This window comes from Comamonas humi (assembly GCF_054782535.1).
This window is the reverse complement of the sequence record NZ_BAAGSH010000007.1, coordinates 98,738-117,399: the sequence shown is the minus strand read 5'-3', so window position 1 is coordinate 117,399 and position 18,662 is coordinate 98,738. Positions and strand designations below refer to the sequence as shown.

The following is an 18,662-nucleotide window of genomic DNA, read 5'->3' as shown; positions in this document are numbered from 1 at the left end:
AATAGCTATTGGCGCTTGCTGCATAAGCGCTAGAGGTCGATTTGGCTTGTATTCCGGGCGGCGGTGTTCAGCAGCGGTGACTTCGGCATCCAGGCGAAGGCCGCGCTGCCGGCCAGCAGCAGGGCGGCCACCAGCAGCATCACGCACTGGTAGCTCTCCCAGCCATGCTGCGTGGCCAGCGCCGCCACCAGGCCCGACAGCCATTGCATCAGCGCCACGCCGAGGAACATCGCCATGGTGTAGACCGACAGGGCGCGGCCGGTGAGCTCTGGCGGGTACGACGAGCGCACGTCGGCATAGAGCAGCACCGAGTAGCCCGAGATCATGCCCATCAGCAGGATCAGCGCCACGCTGGCTGCGGCATGGTGCACCAGGCCCAGCGCGACGAAGGCGCCCGCCATGGCGACGGCCACGCGGATGATGCGCGGGCGGCGCCGGCCGGGGCCGGGGTCCAGCCGGCCGAAGACCGACGGGCTGAACAGCGCGATCACCGACACCACCAGCGCCACGTTGCCGGTGGCCACCAGCGAGAACCGGTAGCGGTCCATCAGCATGGTGCTCAGCCACAGGCCGCGCACGGTCAGGAAGGAGGCATAGCTCACCATGCCCATCAGGAAGATGCTCCAGGTCTGCGGCAGCAGCAGCAGGCCGCCAAAGCCCTTGGCGGCTTCCAGCCAGCTGGGCTTGGGCTCGTGGTCCGAGGCCAGCGCCGGCTCGTGCACCCGCCAGAAGATCAGCAGCCACGACAGCGCGCACAGCACCGCCAGCAGCCAGAAGCCCGTGCGCCAGCCATGGTGCTGCACCAGCCAGGCCAGCGGCGTGCCGGTGAACAGCAGGCCCAGCCCGCCCACGCCCATGCCCACGCCCGACAGGAAGGCAAAGCGTTCGCTGGGAAAGTGCCGGGTGATGAACATGGTGCAGGCCAGGAAGGCGGGCGAGCAGCCCACGCCGATCAGCAGTTGCCCCAGCATCAGCCACGGATAGCTGGGCGCCATGGCCGATAGCGCCGAGCCGGCGATGGTCAGCGGAAAGGCGGTGAGCACGGTCTTGCGCAGGCCATACAGGTCCATGCCCACGCCCATGAAGAACTGCGTCACGCCGAAGGCCAGCCCGAACAGGCCGGCGAACGCCCCCAGCGATTGGGCCGACAGGCCGAAATCGGTGCGCAGCCCGTCGGCGATGATGGCGGTGATGGTGCGAAAAGCCTGGCTCAGCGCAAAGCCAGACAGCAGGGCCAGCAGCATGGCCCACAGCACGCGCGGAGCGGGCTCGGGCTCGGGCGCGCGTGGGGTGGGGGCGGTGCGGGAAATGGCGGTCGTCCTGGTGGCTCAGAGCTCGGTGCGCAGGCTCCAGATTTCGGGGAACAGCACCACGTCGAGCATCTTGCGCAGGTAGCTCACGCCGCCGGTGCCACCGGTGCCGCGCTTGAAGCCGATCACGCGCTCCACCGTGGTGACGTGGCGGAAGCGCCATTGCCGGAATGCGTCTTCGATGTCGGTGAGCTTCTCGCCGAGCTGGTACAGATCCCAGTAGCTATGCGGGTCGCGGTACACGGTGAGCCAGGCCTGCTGCACGCCTTCGCTCGCGGTGTAGGGCTGGGTCCAGTCGCGCGACAGCCGGTCCGCCGGCACGGCGATGCCCTGGCGCGCCAGCAACTGCAGCGCGATGTCGTACAGCGAGGGCGCGCGGTACGCGGCCTCGACCTGGGCGAGCAGGTCGGGGCGGTGCGCATGGGGCTTGAGCATGGCTGCATTCTTGTTGCCGAGCGCGAACTCGATCCCGCGGTATTGCGCGCTCTGGAAGCCGCTGGAGCTGGCCAGCCAGGGCCGCATGGCGGTGTACTCGGGCGGCGTCAGCGTGGACAGCACGGTCCAGGCGCTGACGAGCTGTTCCATGATGCGCGTGACCCGCGCCAGCATCTTGAACGCGTCCTTGAGCTGGTCGCCGGCCACGGCCCGCATGGCGGCGTGCAACTCGTGCAGCATCAGCTTCATCCACAGTTCGCTGGTCTGGTGCTGGATGATGAACAGCAGCTCGTCGTGCGCGGGCGACAGCGGGTGCTGGGCGTTCAGCACCTCGTCGAGGTGCAGGTAGTCGCCATAGCTCATCGCCTGGCTGAAGTCGAGCTGGGCGCCCTCGGTCTGCACGATGGACTCGGGGCTGGGGGTGTCGCGGTGTTGGGGCATGACGCGGGGTGGATAGGTGCGCAAGAATGGAGGTGCGGCGCGGCTGCGGGCCGCGTAGCGTTGCGGCATGCATTGTAAGGAGCAGGCGGATGAAAGGATGCGGTCCATGGCGGTGGTGATGCAAAGGCGCATGCGCCTTCCCCTGGCTTTTCGGGTGGACGATGCGCTGGCCATCCACCGGCGCGATCCAGCGTCGCTGGCCGAGTCGGTGCAGGGGCAGGTGCTGAACAAGGGGCTGTGCTGGCAGGGCCGGCCGGCGCGGCTGCAACTGCGCTTCACGCCGCGCATGGCGCTGGCCGAGCTGGCGGTGGATACGCCGGCGCGCTGCCCGGCGGACGCGGAGCTGTCGGCCTTTGCCGCCATGCTGGAGCGCATGCTGGGCCTGCAGATCGATGCCGACGCGTTCGAGGGACTGCATGCCTCCCATCCTGTGCTGGGCCCTCTGTTGCGCCAGCAGCAGGGGCTGCGTCCGCCGGCCATGAGCACGCCCTTCGAGGCCCTGGTCTGGGCGATTGCCGGCCAGCAGATCAGCGTGGCGGCGGCCACGGCATTGCGCCGCCGCATGCTCGCAGCCTGTGGCCTGCGCCACAGCAGCGGCACGCTGTGCTTTCCCGACGCTGCCGCGCTGATGCGCCTGGCGGCCGAGGATCTGCGCGCCGCGGGCTTCTCGGCCAGCAAGATCGCCAGCGTGCGGGCGGTGGGGGCCGCGGTGCTGGACGGCAGCCTGCCGCTGGAGGACTGGGCCGTGTCCGCCACCGTGCCCGTGGCGGACATCGAGGCCCGGCTGCTGGCCATCAAGGGCATAGGTCCGTGGACGGTGCACTACACCTTGCTGCGCGGCTTTGGCTGGCTGGACGGCAGCCTGCATGGCGATGTGGCCGTGCGCAACGCGCTGGCCCGGCTGCTGCAGGTGGAGTCGGTATCGCCGCTGCAGACCCAGCAGTGGTTGAACGAGTTCTCGCCGTGGCGTGCCCTGGTGGCGGCCCATTTGTGGGCCAGCCTGTCGGCGAAGTCGTTCTGACGCTGGCGCCGGCGCGCGACAATGCGGGCATGAGCCACTCCGAAGACTTGCTGGCCCAGGTGGCTGCACTGCCGCAGCTGCCGGGCGTATACCGCTATTTCGATGCGAGCGACGCGCTGCTGTATGTGGGCAAGGCGCGCAACCTGAAGCGCCGCGTGGCCAGCTATTTCAGCAAGAACCATGGCGGCACGCGCATCGGCCACATGGTGGGCAAGATCGCTCGCATGGAGACGACGGTGGTGCGCTCGGAGGCCGAGGCGCTGCTGCTCGAGAACAACCTCATCAAGACGCAGCACCCCAAGTACAACATCCTCTTTCGCGACGACAAAAGCTACCCGTTCCTCAAGATCACCGGCGTGTCGGACAAGGATGGGCGGGGCGAGATGCCGCCCGGCCAGCAATACCCCCGGCTGGCCTACTACCGCGGCTCCATCGACCGCAAGAACCGCTACTTCGGTCCGTACCCGAATGCCTGGGCCGTCAAGGAAACCATCCAGCTGCTGCAGAAGGTGTTCCGCCTGCGCACCTGCGAGGACACGGTTTTCGCCAACCGCACCCGGCCCTGCCTGCTGTACCAGATCAAGCGCTGCACGGGGCCCTGCGTGGGGCTGATCTCCGGCGCCGACTATGCGCGCGACGTGGCCAGTGCCGAGGCCATGCTGCGTGGCGAGGCGGACGAACTGCTCAAGGACTTGGAAGTCCGCATGATGGAGCACGCCGAGCGCCTGGAGTACGAGCTGGCCGCCGAGGTGCGCAACCAGATCAAGGCCCTGGCCAACGTGCTGCACCAGCAATCGGTGGAGACTGCCGCTGACAAGGACGCCGACATCCTGGCGGTGCGCGTACAGGGCGGCCGGGCCTGCGTGAACCTGGCCATGGTGCGCGGCGGCCGGCATCTGGGCGACCGCGCCTACTTTCCGGTGCATGTGGATGACCACGCCGTCATGGCGCAGGCGGAGCTGGATGACAGCGCTGCCGGGCCGGTGCAGCAGCCGTCGGTGGAGTCGCAGGTGCTCGAAGCCTTCGTGGCCCAGCACTATCTGCAGGTGCCGCCGCCGCCGACGCTGATCGTGAGCGCGCCGGTGCAGCCCGGGCTGCTGGAGGTCTTGTCCGAGCAGACCGGGCAGCGCATGACCGCCGTCTCGCAGCCCCGCGAGCAGCGCCGCCTCTGGCTGGAGATGGCGCAGAAGAACGCCGAGCTGCAGCTCGCCCGCCTGCTGGCGGAAGAGGGCTCGCAGCAGGCGCGTACCCGTGCCCTGGTCGAGGCGCTGGACCTGCCGCAGGACGACATCGACACGCTCGGCATCGAGTGCTTCGATATCTCGCACACCGCGGGCGAATCGACCCAGGCCTCGTGCGTGGTGTTCCACCACCACAAGATGCAGAGCAGCGAATACCGGCGCTACAAGATCGAGGGCATTACCGGCGGCGACGACTACGCCGCGATGCGGCAGGTGCTGACCCGCCGCTACAGCAAGGTGGCCGAGGCACAGCGCGATGCCGGCGGGGCGGAGGTGGCGGCGGGCCAGGCCCGGCTGCCGGACATCGTGCTGATCGACGGCGGCAAGGGCCAGGTCAGTGTGGCGCGCGAGGTCTTCGAGTCGCTGGGGCTGGACCTGTCGCGCATCGTCGGGGTGGAGAAAGGCGAGGGCCGCAAGGTCGGGCTGGAGGAGCTGGTGTTTGCTGACGGCCGGGACAAGGTCTACCTGGGGCGTGACTCGGCTGCCTTGATGCTGGTGGCGCAGATCCGTGACGAGGCGCACCGCTTTGCCATCACCGGCATGCGCGCTGCCCGGGCCAAGGTGCGTGTCGGGGGCAGCAGCCTGGAGGAAATCCCCGGCGTAGGACCCAAGAAAAGGGCGCGGCTGCTGCAGCGCTTTGGCGGGGTGCGAGGAGTGGGCAGTGCCAGCGTGGAAGACCTGATGACAGTGGACGGCATCTCGGCCGCGCTGGCGCAGGAAATCTACAACGCCCTGCATTGATTCGAAACTGCCATCGCACCATGCCACAATCCCTGTCCATGTTCTTCACCATTCCAACCCTGATGACCTGGACGCGCATCGTCGCGATCCCCTTGATCATCGGGGTGTACTACGCGCCCTTCGAGCTCGCGACCCAGAACCTGGCCGCTGCGCTGATGTTCATGGTGTTCGCCTTCACCGACTGGCTGGACGGCTTTCTGGCGCGGCGGCTGAACCAGACCTCGGCGTTCGGCGCCTTCCTAGACCCAGTGGCCGACAAGTTCCTGGTGTGCGCGGCACTGCTGATCCTGGTGCACCTGCAGCGGGCCGATGTCTTCGTGGCGCTCATCATCATCGGCCGCGAGATCGCCATCTCCGCGCTGCGCGAATGGATGGCCCGCATCGGCGCCAGCAAGAGCGTGGCGGTCCATATGCTGGGCAAGCTCAAGACCACGGTGCAGATGGTGGCGATTCCTTTCCTGCTCTACGACGGCAAGATCGCCGGCGTGGACACCGGCGTCTGGGGCATATGGCTGATCTGGCTGGCAGCCGTGCTGACGGTGTGGTCGATGGTGTACTACCTGCAGAAGGCCTTGCCGGAGATCAAAGCTAGGGTTGGTTCGTAGTTGGCCGGCGTATCCGGACGTGTAGACTTCCAAGGTTCTGCGTGACCCAATCGGCTTGTCCCCAAACACCTGTGAGGCGCGCGGACACAGGGCGTGGCGAGGGAATTAGGGTCTGAAAAAATCACAATTTTTCAGAATCCAATTCCAAAAAACGTCTAGAATCCATCCCGTTACTGAGGCATAGAGGTTGCTGCAACCTTTCACTCAGGTCGTGTTGTTTTTCGGATTTTTTGCCCCGGGTGCTAGGCACCATGGCGGAAAGGTCGTACAACATACACTTCCATAACTCTCTTGATTGACAGAGGCTGCTTGTGAATAAAACTGAACTCATTGAGCACATTGCGAATAATGCGGACATCTCCAAGGCGGCAGCTGCTCGCGCGCTGGAGTCCACCATTGATGCAGTGAAGAAGACCCTGAAAAAAGGTGGTACAGTCTCTCTGGTAGGTTTTGGTACTTTTGCTGTTGGTAAGCGTGCAGCTCGTACAGGTCGCAATCCTCGTACCGGTGCAGCTATCAAGATCAAGGCTGCCAAGGTGCCTAAGTTCCGCCCCGGCAAAGCATTGAAGGATGCTTTGAACTGATCAGGTATTGCAGGTTGGGTGCTTAGCTCAGTTGGTAGAGCGGCGCCCTTACAAGGCGTAGGTCAGCGGTTCGACCCCGTTAGCACCCACCACAACCGAATTGAACTGAGAAAAGGCGAACGCAAGTTCGCCTTTTCTTTTTGCGCGAAAGAAAATTGACCATGTTTGAATCGATACGCAAGCACTCCAAAGTGGTGATGATCTTGCTGTTCGTGTTGATCATTCCCTCTTTTATCTTTGTAGGGGTCAATCAGAATTATTTTCAGGAAAAGAGTCCGGTCGTTGCCAAGGTCAATGGGCAGGAGATCACGCAGGCTGATTGGGACAATGCGCACCGCATGGAGTCGGATCGCCTGCGCAGCCAGTCGCCCGACATGGATGCCAAGTTGCTCGATACGCCGCAAGCGCGCTATGCGACGCTGGAGCGACTGGTCCGTGACCGCGTGCTGAATGTGGCCGTGCAGAAGATGCACATGTTTGCCAGCGATGCGGCCCTGGCGACTGCGCTGCAGCAGATTCCGCAGATCGCTGCCTTGAAGAAGCCCGATGGCAGCCTTGATGTGGCGGCCTACCGTGCCTTGGTGGGGGCGCAGGGGCTGACGCCCGAAGGCTTCGAAGCCAACATGCGCCGGGATCTGTCGCTGAGCCAGGTGCTCGGTGGTGTGCTCAACACCGCTTTCGTCACGGATGCCGAAACCAAGATGGCCGTGGATGCGCTGTACCAGCAGCGCGAGATCCAGGTGGCGCGCTTCCCATCCAAGGACTTCGCTTCGAAGGTCGTGGTGTCGGATGCAGATGTCGAGGCCTTCTACAAGGACAACTCGGCGCTGTTCCGCCAGCCGGAGCAGGCCTCCATCGAATATGTGGTGCTGGACAATGCAGCGGTCCGTGCTTCGATCAAGCTCAATGAAGATGATCTGCGCACCTACTACAAGGAAAACCTGAGCCGCTTCATGGACAAGGAGCAGCGCCGTGCGAGCCATATCCTCATCAATGCGTCCAAGTCGGCGTCTGCGGAGGATAGGGCTCAGGCCAAGAAGAGGGCTGAAGCCCTGCTGGCTGAGGTCAAGGCGCAACCCGGTCAATTTGCCGATATCGCCAAGAAGAATTCGCAAGACACCGGTTCTGCCGCTCAGGGGGGTGATCTGAACTTCTTCAGCCGCGGCGATATGGTCAAGCCTTTCGAGGATGCCGCGTTCTCCATGAAGCCGGGTGACATCAGCGACGTGATCGAGTCCGACTACGGCTACCACATCATCAAGCTCACCGACGTGAAGACGCCTCGCACGCCGAGCTTTGAAGAGCTGCGGCCCAAGATCGAGAACGAGCTGCAGCAGCAGCAGGCGCAACGCAAGTATGCGGAGGCGGCCGAGGCATTTTCGAACATGGTCTTCGAGCAGTCCGACAGCCTTAAGCCGGTGGCCGACAAGCTGGGCTTGAAGATCCAGTCTGCTGATCATGTAGGGCGCACGCCTGCCGTGGATGTCACTGGTCCGCTGGCCAATGCCACCTTCCTGGAGGCCTTGTTCTCCAATGATTCGCTGAAGAACCAGCGCAACACCGAGGCGATCGAGGTGGCGCCGAGTACTATGGCTGCGGGGCGGATCGTGAAATACCAGGAGGCCCGCGTGCTGCCGCTGGAAGAGGTCAAGGCCAAGGCCCATGACTTGCTGGTGGCGCAAAAGTCGGCGGAGCTGGCGCGAAAGGACGGCGAAGCCAAGCTGGCGGAGTGGAAAGCGAATGCCGCAGTGGCCTCGCTGCAGGCCCCGGTGGTGGTGTCGCGCCAGAATGCGCAGCAGCAGCCTGCAACACTGTTGAATGCGGTCATGCATGCCAAGGTGGATGCCTCCGCTGTGGCCTGGGTGGGTGTCGATCTGGGGGCGGATGGCTATGCCGTGGCCCGGGTGAACAAGATCGTGCCTCGGGCCGAAGATTCTGCCGAGCTGCGTCTTCGCCAAAAGCAGGAGTTTGAGCGCATCGCCGGCTATGCCGAGGCCACGGCCTACTACGAACTCCTGAAAGAGCGGTACAAGGCGCAGACCCTGGCGCCTCGGCCGGCAGCCCAACTCGGTTCGTGATAAAAAACGGCGCTCGATTCCAAAGGGTGCCAGTTTTGCCGCTATAATTGCGGCTTCACCAAACGGTGGCTGTAGCTCAGTTGGTAGAGTCCAGGATTGTGATTCCTGTCGTCGTGGGTTCGAGTCCCATCAGCCACCCCAGATAAATGAACGCACTAGTGCTATAAAAAGCCTAGTGCGTTTTGCTTTACGCCTCTCTCCTTGGTGGCAGCGCTGGCGAAGTCCTGGACTAAGGTGGGGCGGGAATTTTCAGGGCATGCAGATGCTCAATATATAATCACTGGCTTTGGTCTTTTGGCGGGTGGGTGTGTTGCCTGCTACGCACGTGGCAGTGGCCATGCAGACCAAGGAGATTTGCCGGCGTGCCAAACCCCGTTTGGCCGCGCTTTTAACGGAACCTGGCTGGCAAGCAGGTGCAGAGACCGCACCGGGACAAGCGGGTTCACGTCCAACAAGGAAACACCATGGCCGTTACTGTTGAAACTCTTGAAAAGCTCGAGCGCAAGATCTCGCTGAGCTTGCCGCTCGCTTCCGTGCAAACCGAAGTGGATGCCCGCCTGAAGCGCATGGCCCGCTCGGTGAAGATGGACGGCTTCCGTCCCGGCAAGGTGCCCATGAATGTGGTGGCCCAGCGCTACGGCTACTCGGTGCAGTACGAAGTCCTGAACGAAAAGGTGGGCGAGGCCTTCGCCAAGGCTGCCAACGAAGCCGAACTGCGTGTGGCTGGCCAGCCCAAGATCACCGAGAAGGATGGCGCTCCCGAGGGCGAACTGGCCTTCGACGCCGTGTTTGAAGTGTTCCCGGAAGTCAAGATCGGCGACCTGGCTTCGGCCGAAATCGAAAAGCTGTCGGCTGAGGTCGACGATGGTGCCATCGACAAGACCCTGGACATCCTGCGCAAGCAGCGCCGTACCTTTGCCCAGCGTCCGGCCGATGCGGCCGCCGTGGATGGCGACCGCGTGACCGTGGACTTCGAAGGCAAGATCGACGGCGAACCGTTTGCAGGCGGCAAGGCTGAAGGCTTCCAGTTCCTGGTCGGCGAAGGCCAGATGCTCAAGGAATTTGAAGATGCCGTGCGCGGCATGAAGACGGGCGAGTCCAAGACCTTCCCGCTGGCCTTCCCCGAGGACTACCACGGCAAGGACGTGGCCGGCAAGACCGCCGACTTCCTGGTGACGGTCAAGAAGGTCGAGGCAGCGAACCTGCCCGAAGTGAACGAGGCTCTGGCCAAGTCGCTGGGTATTGCCGATGGCTCCGTGGAAGGCCTGCGCGCCGACATCAAAAAGAACCTGGAGCGCGAAGTCAAGTTCCGCGTGCAGGCTCGCAACAAGCAGGCCGTGATGGATGCCCTGGTGTCCAAGGCCGAACTGGATCTGCCCAAGGCCAGCATCGAGTCCGAGGTGGAGCGTCTGCGCGAAGGCGCCCGTGCCGAGCTGAAGCAGCGCGGCATCAAGGATGCGGAAAAGGCCGAGATCCCCAGCGATGTCTTCCTGCCGCAAGCCGAGCGCCGCGTGCGCCTGGGCCTGGTAGTGGCCGAGTTGGTCAAGGCCAACAACCTGGTCGCCACGCCTGAGCAGATCAAGACCCATGTGGACGAACTGGCCAGCAGCTACGAGAAGCCCGAGGACGTGGTGCGCTGGTACTTCGGTGATCGCCAGCGCCTGGCGGAAGTGGAAGCCGTGGTCATTGAAAACAATGTGACCACCTTCGTGCTGGACAAGGCCAAGGTGACCGACAAGGCCGTGTCGTTCGACGAACTGATGGGCCAGGCCTGATCAAGGGCTGCGCTGGCATGCCGCGCAGCGGCCGCAAGAACTGGGGCTTGTGCTTTGGGGCGCAAGCCCCATTTTCATGGAGTACAGTTCGGAGTCGATTTTCCCGATTGGAGATGTGATGAGCGAAGAAATCAAGAACTTGGGCCTGATCCCCATGGTGATCGAGCAGTCGGGGCGTGGCGAGCGCTCCTTCGACATCTACTCGCGCTTGCTCAAGGATCGCGTGGTGTTCCTGGTGGGCGAGGTCAACGACCAGACCGCCAACCTGGTGGTGGCACAGCTGCTGTTCCTCGAGAGCGAGAACCCCGACAAGGACATTTCCTTGTACATCAACTCCCCGGGCGGCAGCGTCACGGCGGGCATGGCGATCTACGACACCATGCAGTTCATCAAGCCCGAGGTGTCCACGATGTGCCTGGGCTTCGCGGCGAGCATGGGCGCGTTCCTGTTGGCGGCCGGTGCCAAGGGCAAGCGTTTCTCGCTGCCCAACTCCAAGATCATGATCCATCAGGTGCTGGGCGGCGCGCGCGGCCAGGCCACCGACATCGAGATCCATGCCCGCGACATCCTGCGTACCAAAGAACAGATGAACCGCATTCTGGCGGAGCGCACGGGTCAGGACTACGAGAAGATCAAGAACGACACCGAGCGCGACTACTTCATGACGGCGGGAGAGGCCAAGGACTACGGCCTGATCGACACCGTCATCGAAAAGCGCCCCTGACAGCGGCTCTCCGGGCGGCGCTTTCCCCCAGGGGAAGTGCCGTCTTTGATTTGAGTATCATTGTTTTCCGTTCCATCGATTGAAGGCGCAGCCCCCATGGCCGACAAAAAAGGCTCTTCTTCCAGCGAAAAAACCCTGTACTGCTCGTTCTGCGGCAAAAGCCAGCACGAAGTCAAGAAATTGATCGCGGGTCCGTCCGTGTTCATCTGCGACGAGTGCATCAACCTCTGCAACGACATCGTGCGCGACGAGGTGGCTGCGGAGGACAAGGAGGGGAGCCGGGCCGTGGGCAGCGAGCTGCCGACCCCGGCAGACATCAAGAGCAATCTTGACAGCTACGTGATCGGGCAGGAGGCCGCCAAGCGCACGCTGGCCGTCGCGGTCTACAACCACTACAAGCGCCTGCTGCACAAGGACAAGGCTGGCAAGGACGAGGTGGAGCTGTCCAAGAGCAACATCCTGCTGATCGGGCCGACCGGCTCGGGCAAGACGCTGCTGGCCCAGACCCTGGCACGCCAGTTGAACGTGCCCTTTGTGATGGCTGATGCCACGACGTTGACCGAGGCAGGCTATGTGGGCGAGGACGTGGAGAACATCGTCCAGAAGCTGCTGCAAAGCTGCAACTACGACGTCGAACGTGCGCAGCGCGGCATCGTCTACATCGACGAAATCGACAAGATCACCCGCAAGGCCGACAACCCGTCCATCACCCGCGACGTGTCGGGCGAAGGCGTGCAGCAGGCCTTGCTCAAGCTGGTCGAAGGCACCATGGCCAGCATTCCGCCGCAGGGCGGCCGCAAGCATCCCAACCAGGATTTCCTGCAGATCGATACCACGAACATCCTGTTCATCTGCGGCGGCGCGTTTGCGGGGCTGGAGAAGCTCATTGAGAACCGGTCCGAGGCCTCGGGCATCGGCTTTGGCGCCACGGTGCGCAGCAAACAGCAGCGCTCGGTCACCGAGGCGTTCCAGGACATCGAGCCCGAGGACCTGATCAAGTTTGGTCTGATCCCCGAGCTCGTGGGCCGTCTGCCTGTGGTCACGGCGCTGGCTGAGCTGACCGAGGATGCGCTGGTGCAGATCCTCACGCAGCCCAAGAATGCCTTGGTCAAGCAGTACAGCAAGCTGCTGGGCATGGAAGGCGTGGAGCTGGAGGTGCGCCCGGATGCCCTGGCGGCGATCGCCAAGAAGGCCCTCGCGCGCAAGACCGGTGCACGCGGCCTGCGCTCGATCCTCGAGCAGTCGCTGATGGGCACGATGTTCGATTTGCCTACGACCAGCAATGTGGCGAAGGTGGTGGTGGAAGAGGCCACCATCAACGAGGGCAAGCCGCCCTTGCTGGTCTATCGAGAAGCCGCCAAGAAGGCCTGATCCCCCTCAATTGCCCTGCGAATCGCCGGGCAATTTTGCTTGGGAGGCTTGCGCCCGCCGCTAAGCTGTACCGTATGGAAGGCCCGCACATTTCTGCGGGCGACGCCTTGAAAAATGGCTTTTGCGAAGCATCTTCGCAAGAACCTGTAAAGGATTCTCATGTCCGAAAACCCATCCACAGAAGTATTCAATCTGTCCATGCTGCCGCTGCGAGACGTCGTCGTCTTCCCGCACATGGTCATTCCCCTGTTCGTCGGCCGTCCCAAGAGCATCAAGGCCTTGGAGATGGCGATGGAGGGCGAACGCAAAATCATGCTGGTGGCGCAGAAGACAGCCGCCAAGGATGATCCGACCGTGGGAGACATGTTCGCGGTCGGCTGCGTGTCCACCATCCTGCAGATGCTCAAGCTGCCCGACGGGACCGTCAAGGTGCTGGTCGAGGGCCAGCAGCGCGCCAAGGTCGCCCACATCGAAGATGCGGAAACCCACTTCGTGGCCCAGGTCAGCCTGGTGCCTGCGGAGGAGCTGGGCGACAAGGCCAGCGAGATCGAGGCACTGCGCCGCGCCGTGATGCAGCAGTTCGACCAGTACGTCAAGCTCAACAAGAAAATCCCTTCGGAGATCCTGTCGTCGATCGCTGGTATCGAAGATGCGGGCCGCCTGGTGGACACCATTGCCGCGCACTTGCCGCTCAAGCTCGAGGACAAGCAGGCCGTGCTGGAGCTCGAGAGCGTGCAGGACCGCCTGGACAACCTGCTGGGCCAGCTGGAGCGCGAGGTCGACATCCTGAACGTGGACAAGCGCATCCGCGGCCGCGTCAAGAAGCAGATGGAAAAGAGCCAGCGCGACTTCTATCTGAACGAGCAGGTCAAGGCCATCCAGAAGGAGCTTGGCGAAGGCGAGGACGGCGCCGACCTGGAAGAGCTGGAAAAGAAGATCAAGCTTGCCAAGATGCCCGCGGATGCGCGCAAGAAGGCCGAGGCCGAGCTCAAGAAGCTCAAGTTGATGTCGCCCATGTCGGCCGAGGCTTCGGTGGTGCGCAACTACATCGACGGCCTGGTGTCGCTGCCCTGGAGCAAGAAGACCAAGGTCAAGAAGGATCTGGTGGCGGCCGAGGACGTGCTCAACGCCGACCACTACGGTCTTGAGAAGGTCAAGGACCGCATCCTCGAGTACCTCGCTGTACAGCAGCGCGTGGACAAGGTGAAGGCGCCCATCCTGTGCCTGGTGGGGCCGCCGGGCGTGGGCAAGACCTCGTTGGGCCAGTCCATCGCCAAGGCCACGGGCCGCAAGTACGTGCGCATGGCGCTGGGCGGCATGCGCGACGAGGCGGAGATCCGCGGGCACCGCCGCACCTACATCGGCGCCATGCCGGGCAAGGTGCTGCAGAACCTGACCAAGGTCGGCACGCGCAATCCGCTGTTCCTGCTCGACGAGATCGACAAGCTGGGCATGGACTTCCGCGGCGACCCTTCGAGTGCGCTGCTGGAGGTGCTCGACCCCGAGCAGAACAACAAGTTCGGCGACCACTACATCGAGGTGGACTTCGACCTGAGCGACGTGATGTTCGTGGCCACGTCGAACTCGATGAACATCCCGCCGGCACTGCTCGATCGCATGGAAGTCATCCGCCTCGCGGGCTACACCGAGGACGAGAAGACCAACATCGCCATGCGCTACCTGCTGCCCAAGCAGCTGGAGAACAACGGCGTGAAGCCGGGCGAGCTGCGCCTGACCGAAGATGCGGTGCGCGACATCGTGCGCTACTACACCCGCGAGGCCGGCGTGCGTTCGCTCGAGCGCGAGCTGTCCAAGATCTGCCGCAAGGTGGTGAAGAACATCCAGCTGAAGAAGGTCGAGCCGGAGGTCTTGGTCAACGCCGACAACCTGCCCGACTACCTGGGTGTGCGACGCTACACCTACGGCCATGCGGAGCAGCGCAACCAGGTCGGCCAGGTCGTGGGCCTGGCCTGGACCGAGGTGGGTGGCGATCTGCTGACCATCGAGGCGGCGGCCATGCCGGGCAAGGGCGTCATCAACCGCACCGGCTCGCTGGGCGATGTGATGAAGGAATCGGTCGAGGCCGCGCGCACCGTGGTGCGCAGCCGGGCGCATTCGCTGGGCATCCGCGACGATGTGTTCGAGAAGCGAGACATCCATATCCACGTGCCGGACGGCGCTACCCCCAAGGACGGCCCGAGCGCTGGCGCGGCCATGACCACGGCCCTGGTGTCGGTGCTGACCGGCATCCCAGTGCGCGGCGACGTGGCGATGACCGGCGAGATCACCTTGCGCGGCGAAGTCACGGCGATCGGCGGGCTGAAGGAGAAGCTGCTGGCCGCGCTGCGCGGTGGCATCAAGACCGTGCTGATCCCCGAGGAGAACGTCAAGGACCTGGCGGAAATCCCCGACAACGTGAAGAGTGGCCTGGAGATCGTGCCGGTGCGCTGGATCGACAAGGTGCTCGAGATCGCGCTGGAGAGCCTGCCGGTGGCGCTGCCTGCCGACGAGCTTCCCGCGGCAGCGGCGGCTGCGGTGGTTGCCGAAGATGGCGCGTCGGCACCGGCGCGCCGCGCCAGGGCAACTCGGGCGGTCAAGCACTGAGAGCGAAGGGAATGACGAAAAGTCTGGCTTTTCGGAATTCCCTGCGCGAATTTGCATTAGAATAGCGGTCTGTCTGGAGAAAAGCAGCTTATAATGCTTGACTTCGGATTTTGCGGGAATAGCTCAGTTGGTAGAGCGCAACCTTGCCAAGGTTGAGGTCGACGGTTCGAGACCGTTTTCCCGCTCCAGACATCGGGGGTTGGCATGGCCGGCACCCAATAGCCAGGGCGCGATAGCAAAGCGGTTATGCCCCGGATTGCAAATCCGGTTAGACCAGTTCGACTCTGGTTCGCGCCTCCAAACACGTGCTGGTCAGTGCGTTTTGGGAACTGCGAAAGCAGAAAATTTGCGGGAATAGCTCAGTTGGTAGAGCGCAACCTTGCCAAGGTTGAGGTCGACGGTTCGAGACCGTTTTCCCGCTCCAGTTTCAGGCTGGTCAGGCAATGCGTCTGGTCGGCAACGCGGGAATAGCTCAGTTGGTAGAGCGCAACCTTGCCAAGGTTGAGGTCGACGGTTCGAGACCGTTTTCCCGCTCCAGTTCAGGCTGGTCAGGCAATGCGTCTGGTCGGCAACGCGGGAATAGCTCAGTTGGTAGAGCGCAACCTTGCCAAGGTTGAGGTCGACGGTTCGAGACCGTTTTCCCGCTCCATTTTCATGGGAAGCTGCGGCTTCCCATTTGTTTTTCTGCTCCAGGCTGCGATGGCTGTCGAGGTTCGGTGCTCGGGCTAGAATGCCTTGTGCAGCAGAAGCGCCCCGATGGTGAAATTGGTAGACACTGCGGACTTAAAATCCGCCGCTTTCCTGAAAAGGGGCGTGCCGGTTCGACCCCGGCTCGGGGCACCAGTAGTGGTGATGGCCAGCAGCTCATTCTGTTTGGCCGGGCCTAGTTTGTAGAGGTGCGATCATGCCCGGTTTCAATCCCCCCTTCGAGATCCATGTACATGGCCAGGTGCAGCTGCGCGCCGACGTGCGCTTCGAGCAGCTGCAGGAGGCCTTGAAGCCGCTGTGGCAATACGCGGGTGCCCGTTCGCTGGCGGACGGGGCAGAGAGCGCCTACGAGGAAGAGCCGGGCATCCAGTTCGACGCCAAGGAGCGTTTGCTGCAGATGTGCTGGACGGTGCGCGGCGACGAGGACTTCCGCCAGTCGCTGGACGACATGTGCATGAACCTCAACGAGCTGGCCGAGCTGGGCGCTGCCATCGAGGTGACCTTCTACGACGCCGAGTTCGACGAGGAAGACCAGGACCGCGATGCCGAGTCGCGCGATGACTTCCTGATGTTGTTCGTGGGCCCGACGCCGGCCGCCATCATGCAGGTGCAGCGCGACCTGCTGGTGCAGGACGTGATCGCCACGATGGAGCGGCACTTCGACGCGAGCGAACTGGTCGGCGTGGTCGGCGAGATCGACAAGCTGTTCAACCAGCGCTTCGATGCGCTGGTCGATTCGCTGGAGATCGGCAAGCCGCCGCGCGGCGCCGGTGGTGGCAATGCGGGCCACGGCGGCCGCCGCCCGCGGCATCTGCACTAAGAACGGATTTCAAAAAATATAGCTGCCAGCGCTTGCTGCATCAGGGTTTCAGGTAGAAAACTATCGAGAAACCAGGTTCAGCAAGCGCTGGCAGCTATTGTTTTAGGGATCAGACGGTGGTGGCCTGGGCTGCGTCGGCAATACGGGCCTGGGCGCAGGCCGAGGCCGGCAGCTGCAGCCAGGTGCGCGCCGCCTGTGCCAGGGCCGCCACATCGCCGGTGGTGAAGAGTTCCACGCGTTGCGCAGTGCCAGCAGGCGCGAGGGCCTGGGCAGCTGCCAGCAGCTCGCGGGTGCGCCGGGCGACGGGGGCGCCCGTGTCGAGCAGCTGCACATCGGCACCGACGATGGCGCGCAGCATGTCGGCAACGAAGACATAGTGGGTGCAGCCCAGCACCAGCGTGTCGATCTGCTCGGGCTGCGGGCCAAACGGGCCCATCGCGCCCAGGTGCTGGCGGCACAGCGCCTCTATCGCGCGGGCGCTGTCCGCTGCGGGCAGGTCGGGCGAGGTGCTGTCCTCGATGGCGCGGGCCAGGCCGTTGCAGGCCTGCACCACGAATTGCACGTTCTCGCCATGGCGGCGTTGCAGCTGCGCAAAGCGCACGCTGTTCACCGTGCCCTGCGTGGCGATGACGCCGATCCTATGCGTGCGGCTGGCGAGCGCCGCGGGCTTGAGCGCGGGCTCCACGCCGATGATGGGCAGATCCGGATGCTGGCTGCGCAGCGCCTCGACCGCGGCGGCCGTGGCGGTGTTGCAGGCGACGACCAGGGCCTTGATTTGGTGCTGCTCGCGCAGCCACTGGGCGATGGTGGCGGAGCGGGCGATCACATAGGCATCGCCGCGTTCGCCATACGGGGCGTTGGCGCTGTCGGCCAGGTAGACCAGGTGCTCGTGCGGCATCTCCTGCTGCAGCGCCTGCAGCACGCTCAGCCCGCCGATGCCGCTGTCGAAGATACCGATGGGGGGGGAGGGGTCGGGCATGGCGATGGAAGGTGCAGTGGGAGCCAGCGCGCATTGTAGAAAATTGCCGTGGATCCGGCTGTGCCGCAGGGGCAAGCCCGGTGCGCCGCCAGGGCGTTGGGCAAAAAAAAGCCCGGAAGAACCGGGCTTTAAATGGATCCCTGAAACCAGGTTTCGAAAAGATCCAAGGAGACAACTGGTGGGCGCCGAAAGATCCGACGCCATGTGTGCATTCTAGGGTTTACCCTTTTGTTCGTGCAAGCCCTTATTCCATCTTGTTGCGTTGCAGCAACGTATCGGATAAGGGTGCCGGAATTAACGCTTCTTGGCAGCTGCAGCAGCCACGTTGGTTGCGTTGGTAGCAGCCTTCATCACGTTGTTGGTGATGGTGTTGAAGTTGGTTTCGGCCACTTCGCTGGCTTGCTTCACAGCCTTTTGCACGGAGTCGTAGGCGTTGTTGGCGGCAGCAACGGCGGTCTTCATCACGGCCACGGCGCTTTCGGAACCAGCGGGTGCGTTCTTGGCGGCGGTGTCAACGAATTCGTTGAACTTGGCTTGTGCCTGGGTGGTGTTGGACTCGAAAGCCTTGCTGAATTCCAGGCCGGTGGCCGTGGCGATTTCGTACAGGTGACGGCTGTAAGCAGCGGTCTTCTCAGCCATGGGCTGCAGCAGGCCGGCTTGCAGGCTCAGCAGTTCTTGGGCGTTCTTGGCGTCCAGAGCGGCTTGTGCGTTCTTGGCGGCGTCGGTCAGGGCAGCGCGGGTTGCGGCCACGTTCAGTTCGACCAGCTTTTCCACGCCTTCGAAGGCCTTGTTGGTCAGGCCAACCAGGGTTTCCAGATTGGCTTTGTGGGCTGCCAGGATTTGATCAGGGGTGAGTGCCATTTTTTGCTCCGTTCAGTTGAGAGTTACTACCGATGTTGTGACCAGCCTGAGGCCGATCTCGATGTGCACTGCGCTCCTGTGTCGATCACTTATGTTGCACTGCACAATGGTTGTCATTTTAGGCACTATTTTTCTTTTTGCAAGTCTTTTTTGTGCAGTGCAGCAAAATCTTTATTTCCTGCGATTTCAATTGGTTGCGCTGGAAACGACTCAACCCGATCACGCCATGCCGCCAAAGCTCCCCGCCGAGCCTCGGTGCCCTATGGTAGGGGTTGCGGCGTGACGGCTTGATGACGCGGGCGGCTTTCCGTGGACGGCAGCAGGGGCTTGGGCGGCGGGCCAGGGTTGAAGCTAGGCAGGACGC

The 18,662-nt window shown here is 63.4% G+C and carries 14 protein-coding genes and 8 tRNA genes; 18 read left to right on the top strand and 4 right to left on the bottom strand.

Annotation, left to right across the window (positions count from 1 at the left end):
* Window positions 1-29: 29 nt before the first annotated feature.
* Together ACYVKR_RS07685 and kynA are read right to left on the bottom strand one after the other, a co-directional pair.
* Complete coding sequence (locus ACYVKR_RS07685; protein WP_460480216.1) at window positions 30-1,244, bottom strand: MFS transporter; 1,215 nt, start codon at window positions 1,242-1,244, stop codon at window positions 30-32.
* An 84-nt stretch (window positions 1,245-1,328) separates the two neighbouring features.
* Window positions 1,329-2,186 carry a tryptophan 2,3-dioxygenase gene (gene kynA / locus ACYVKR_RS07680; RefSeq protein ID WP_460480215.1) on the bottom strand — a complete coding sequence of 286 codons (858 nt, stop codon included), beginning with the start codon at window positions 2,184-2,186 and terminating at the stop codon, window positions 1,329-1,331.
* A 130-nt stretch (window positions 2,187-2,316) separates the two neighbouring features.
* Here kynA and ACYVKR_RS07675 point away from each other — a divergent pair, with 130 nt between their 5' ends.
* The 18 genes from ACYVKR_RS07675 to ACYVKR_RS07590 all read left to right on the top strand — a co-directional run bounded on the left by ACYVKR_RS07675 (window position 2,317) and on the right by ACYVKR_RS07590 (window position 16,458).
* The gene (locus tag ACYVKR_RS07675; RefSeq protein WP_460480214.1) at window positions 2,317-3,207 is read left to right on the top strand and encodes a DNA-3-methyladenine glycosylase 2; all 891 of its coding nucleotides are present in this window, start codon (window positions 2,317-2,319) and stop codon (window positions 3,205-3,207) included.
* Between the two features lie 29 nt (window positions 3,208-3,236).
* Window positions 3,237-5,189, top strand: a complete 1,953-nt coding sequence (uvrC, locus tag ACYVKR_RS07670; RefSeq protein ID WP_460480213.1) for an excinuclease ABC subunit UvrC — start codon at window positions 3,237-3,239, stop codon at window positions 5,187-5,189.
* Between the two features lie 38 nt (window positions 5,190-5,227).
* The gene (gene pgsA / locus ACYVKR_RS07665) at window positions 5,228-5,794 is read left to right on the top strand and encodes a CDP-diacylglycerol--glycerol-3-phosphate 3-phosphatidyltransferase (protein ID WP_460480672.1); all 567 of its coding nucleotides are present in this window, start codon (window positions 5,228-5,230) and stop codon (window positions 5,792-5,794) included.
* Between the two features lie 311 nt (window positions 5,795-6,105).
* On the top strand, window positions 6,106-6,378 hold the full coding sequence (locus ACYVKR_RS07660) for an HU family DNA-binding protein (RefSeq protein WP_021026954.1): 273 nt from the start codon (window positions 6,106-6,108) through the stop codon (window positions 6,376-6,378).
* Window positions 6,379-6,394: 16 nt separating this feature from the next.
* Window positions 6,395-6,470, top strand: a tRNA-Val gene (locus ACYVKR_RS07655).
* 69 nt (window positions 6,471-6,539) lie between these two features.
* Window positions 6,540-8,456, top strand: a complete 1,917-nt coding sequence (locus tag ACYVKR_RS07650) for a peptidyl-prolyl isomerase family protein (RefSeq protein ID WP_460480212.1) — start codon at window positions 6,540-6,542, stop codon at window positions 8,454-8,456.
* A 65-nt stretch (window positions 8,457-8,521) separates the two neighbouring features.
* A tRNA-His gene (locus ACYVKR_RS07645) sits at window positions 8,522-8,597 on the top strand.
* A 323-nt stretch (window positions 8,598-8,920) separates the two neighbouring features.
* On the top strand, window positions 8,921-10,231 hold the full coding sequence (gene tig, locus ACYVKR_RS07640; RefSeq protein WP_460480211.1) for a trigger factor: 1,311 nt from the start codon (window positions 8,921-8,923) through the stop codon (window positions 10,229-10,231).
* Between the two features lie 118 nt (window positions 10,232-10,349).
* Window positions 10,350-10,955 carry an ATP-dependent Clp protease proteolytic subunit gene (clpP, locus tag ACYVKR_RS07635; protein WP_460480210.1) on the top strand — a complete coding sequence of 202 codons (606 nt, stop codon included), beginning with the start codon at window positions 10,350-10,352 and terminating at the stop codon, window positions 10,953-10,955.
* Between the two features lie 96 nt (window positions 10,956-11,051).
* The gene (clpX, locus tag ACYVKR_RS07630; RefSeq protein WP_460480209.1) at window positions 11,052-12,326 is read left to right on the top strand and encodes an ATP-dependent Clp protease ATP-binding subunit ClpX; all 1,275 of its coding nucleotides are present in this window, start codon (window positions 11,052-11,054) and stop codon (window positions 12,324-12,326) included.
* 159 nt (window positions 12,327-12,485) lie between these two features.
* Window positions 12,486-14,930: an endopeptidase La gene (gene lon, locus ACYVKR_RS07625; protein WP_460480208.1), complete on the top strand. Its 2,445-nt coding sequence runs from the start codon at window positions 12,486-12,488 to the stop codon at window positions 14,928-14,930.
* Between the two features lie 112 nt (window positions 14,931-15,042).
* Window positions 15,043-15,118, top strand: a tRNA-Gly gene (locus tag ACYVKR_RS07620).
* A gap of 38 nt (window positions 15,119-15,156) precedes the next feature.
* A tRNA-Cys gene (locus ACYVKR_RS07615) sits at window positions 15,157-15,230 on the top strand.
* Window positions 15,231-15,278: 48 nt separating this feature from the next.
* Window positions 15,279-15,354: transfer RNA gene (locus ACYVKR_RS07610), tRNA-Gly, on the top strand.
* 37 nt (window positions 15,355-15,391) lie between these two features.
* A tRNA-Gly gene (locus ACYVKR_RS07605) sits at window positions 15,392-15,467 on the top strand.
* A gap of 36 nt (window positions 15,468-15,503) precedes the next feature.
* Window positions 15,504-15,579 (top strand) — tRNA-Gly (locus tag ACYVKR_RS07600).
* Between the two features lie 101 nt (window positions 15,580-15,680).
* A tRNA-Leu gene (locus ACYVKR_RS07595) sits at window positions 15,681-15,773 on the top strand.
* Window positions 15,774-15,834: 61 nt separating this feature from the next.
* Window positions 15,835-16,458 carry a DUF6806 family protein gene (locus ACYVKR_RS07590; protein ID WP_460480207.1) on the top strand — a complete coding sequence of 208 codons (624 nt, stop codon included), beginning with the start codon at window positions 15,835-15,837 and terminating at the stop codon, window positions 16,456-16,458.
* Window positions 16,459-16,567: 109 nt separating this feature from the next.
* On the opposite strand, the gene murI is transcribed toward ACYVKR_RS07590, so the two are convergent.
* Both murI and ACYVKR_RS07580 read right to left on the bottom strand, forming a co-directional pair.
* A complete protein-coding gene (murI, locus tag ACYVKR_RS07585; RefSeq protein WP_460480206.1) occupies window positions 16,568-17,437 on the bottom strand; it encodes a glutamate racemase in 870 nt (289 codons plus the stop codon).
* A gap of 294 nt (window positions 17,438-17,731) precedes the next feature.
* Entirely contained in the window at window positions 17,732-18,298 is a 567-nt protein-coding gene (locus ACYVKR_RS07580) for a phasin family protein (RefSeq protein WP_460480205.1), read from the bottom strand.
* Window positions 18,299-18,662: the final 364 nt, after the last annotated feature.

Excerpts from the sequence above, each read along its gene's own strand:
- ACYVKR_RS07685 (WP_460480216.1), bottom strand. The coding sequence starts at position 1,244 with ATGCTGCTGGCCCTGCTGTCTGGCTTTGCGCTGAGCCAGGCTTTTCGC.
- kynA (WP_460480215.1), bottom strand. The coding sequence starts at position 2,186 with ATGCCCCAACACCGCGACACCCCCAGCCCCGAGTCCATCGTGCAGACC.
- ACYVKR_RS07675 (WP_460480214.1), top strand. The coding sequence starts at position 2,317 with ATGCGCCTTCCCCTGGCTTTTCGGGTGGACGATGCGCTGGCCATCCAC.
- uvrC (WP_460480213.1), top strand. The coding sequence starts at position 3,237 with ATGAGCCACTCCGAAGACTTGCTGGCCCAGGTGGCTGCACTGCCGCAG.
- pgsA (WP_460480672.1), top strand. The coding sequence starts at position 5,228 with ATGTTCTTCACCATTCCAACCCTGATGACCTGGACGCGCATCGTCGCG.
- ACYVKR_RS07650 (WP_460480212.1), top strand. The coding sequence starts at position 6,540 with ATGTTTGAATCGATACGCAAGCACTCCAAAGTGGTGATGATCTTGCTG.
- tig (WP_460480211.1), top strand. The coding sequence starts at position 8,921 with ATGGCCGTTACTGTTGAAACTCTTGAAAAGCTCGAGCGCAAGATCTCG.
- clpP (WP_460480210.1), top strand. The coding sequence starts at position 10,350 with ATGAGCGAAGAAATCAAGAACTTGGGCCTGATCCCCATGGTGATCGAG.
- clpX (WP_460480209.1), top strand. The coding sequence starts at position 11,052 with ATGGCCGACAAAAAAGGCTCTTCTTCCAGCGAAAAAACCCTGTACTGC.
- lon (WP_460480208.1), top strand. The coding sequence starts at position 12,486 with ATGTCCGAAAACCCATCCACAGAAGTATTCAATCTGTCCATGCTGCCG.
- ACYVKR_RS07590 (WP_460480207.1), top strand. The coding sequence starts at position 15,835 with ATGCCCGGTTTCAATCCCCCCTTCGAGATCCATGTACATGGCCAGGTG.
- murI (WP_460480206.1), bottom strand. The coding sequence starts at position 17,437 with ATGCCCGACCCCTCCCCCCCCATCGGTATCTTCGACAGCGGCATCGGC.
- ACYVKR_RS07580 (WP_460480205.1), bottom strand. The coding sequence starts at position 18,298 with ATGGCACTCACCCCTGATCAAATCCTGGCAGCCCACAAAGCCAATCTG.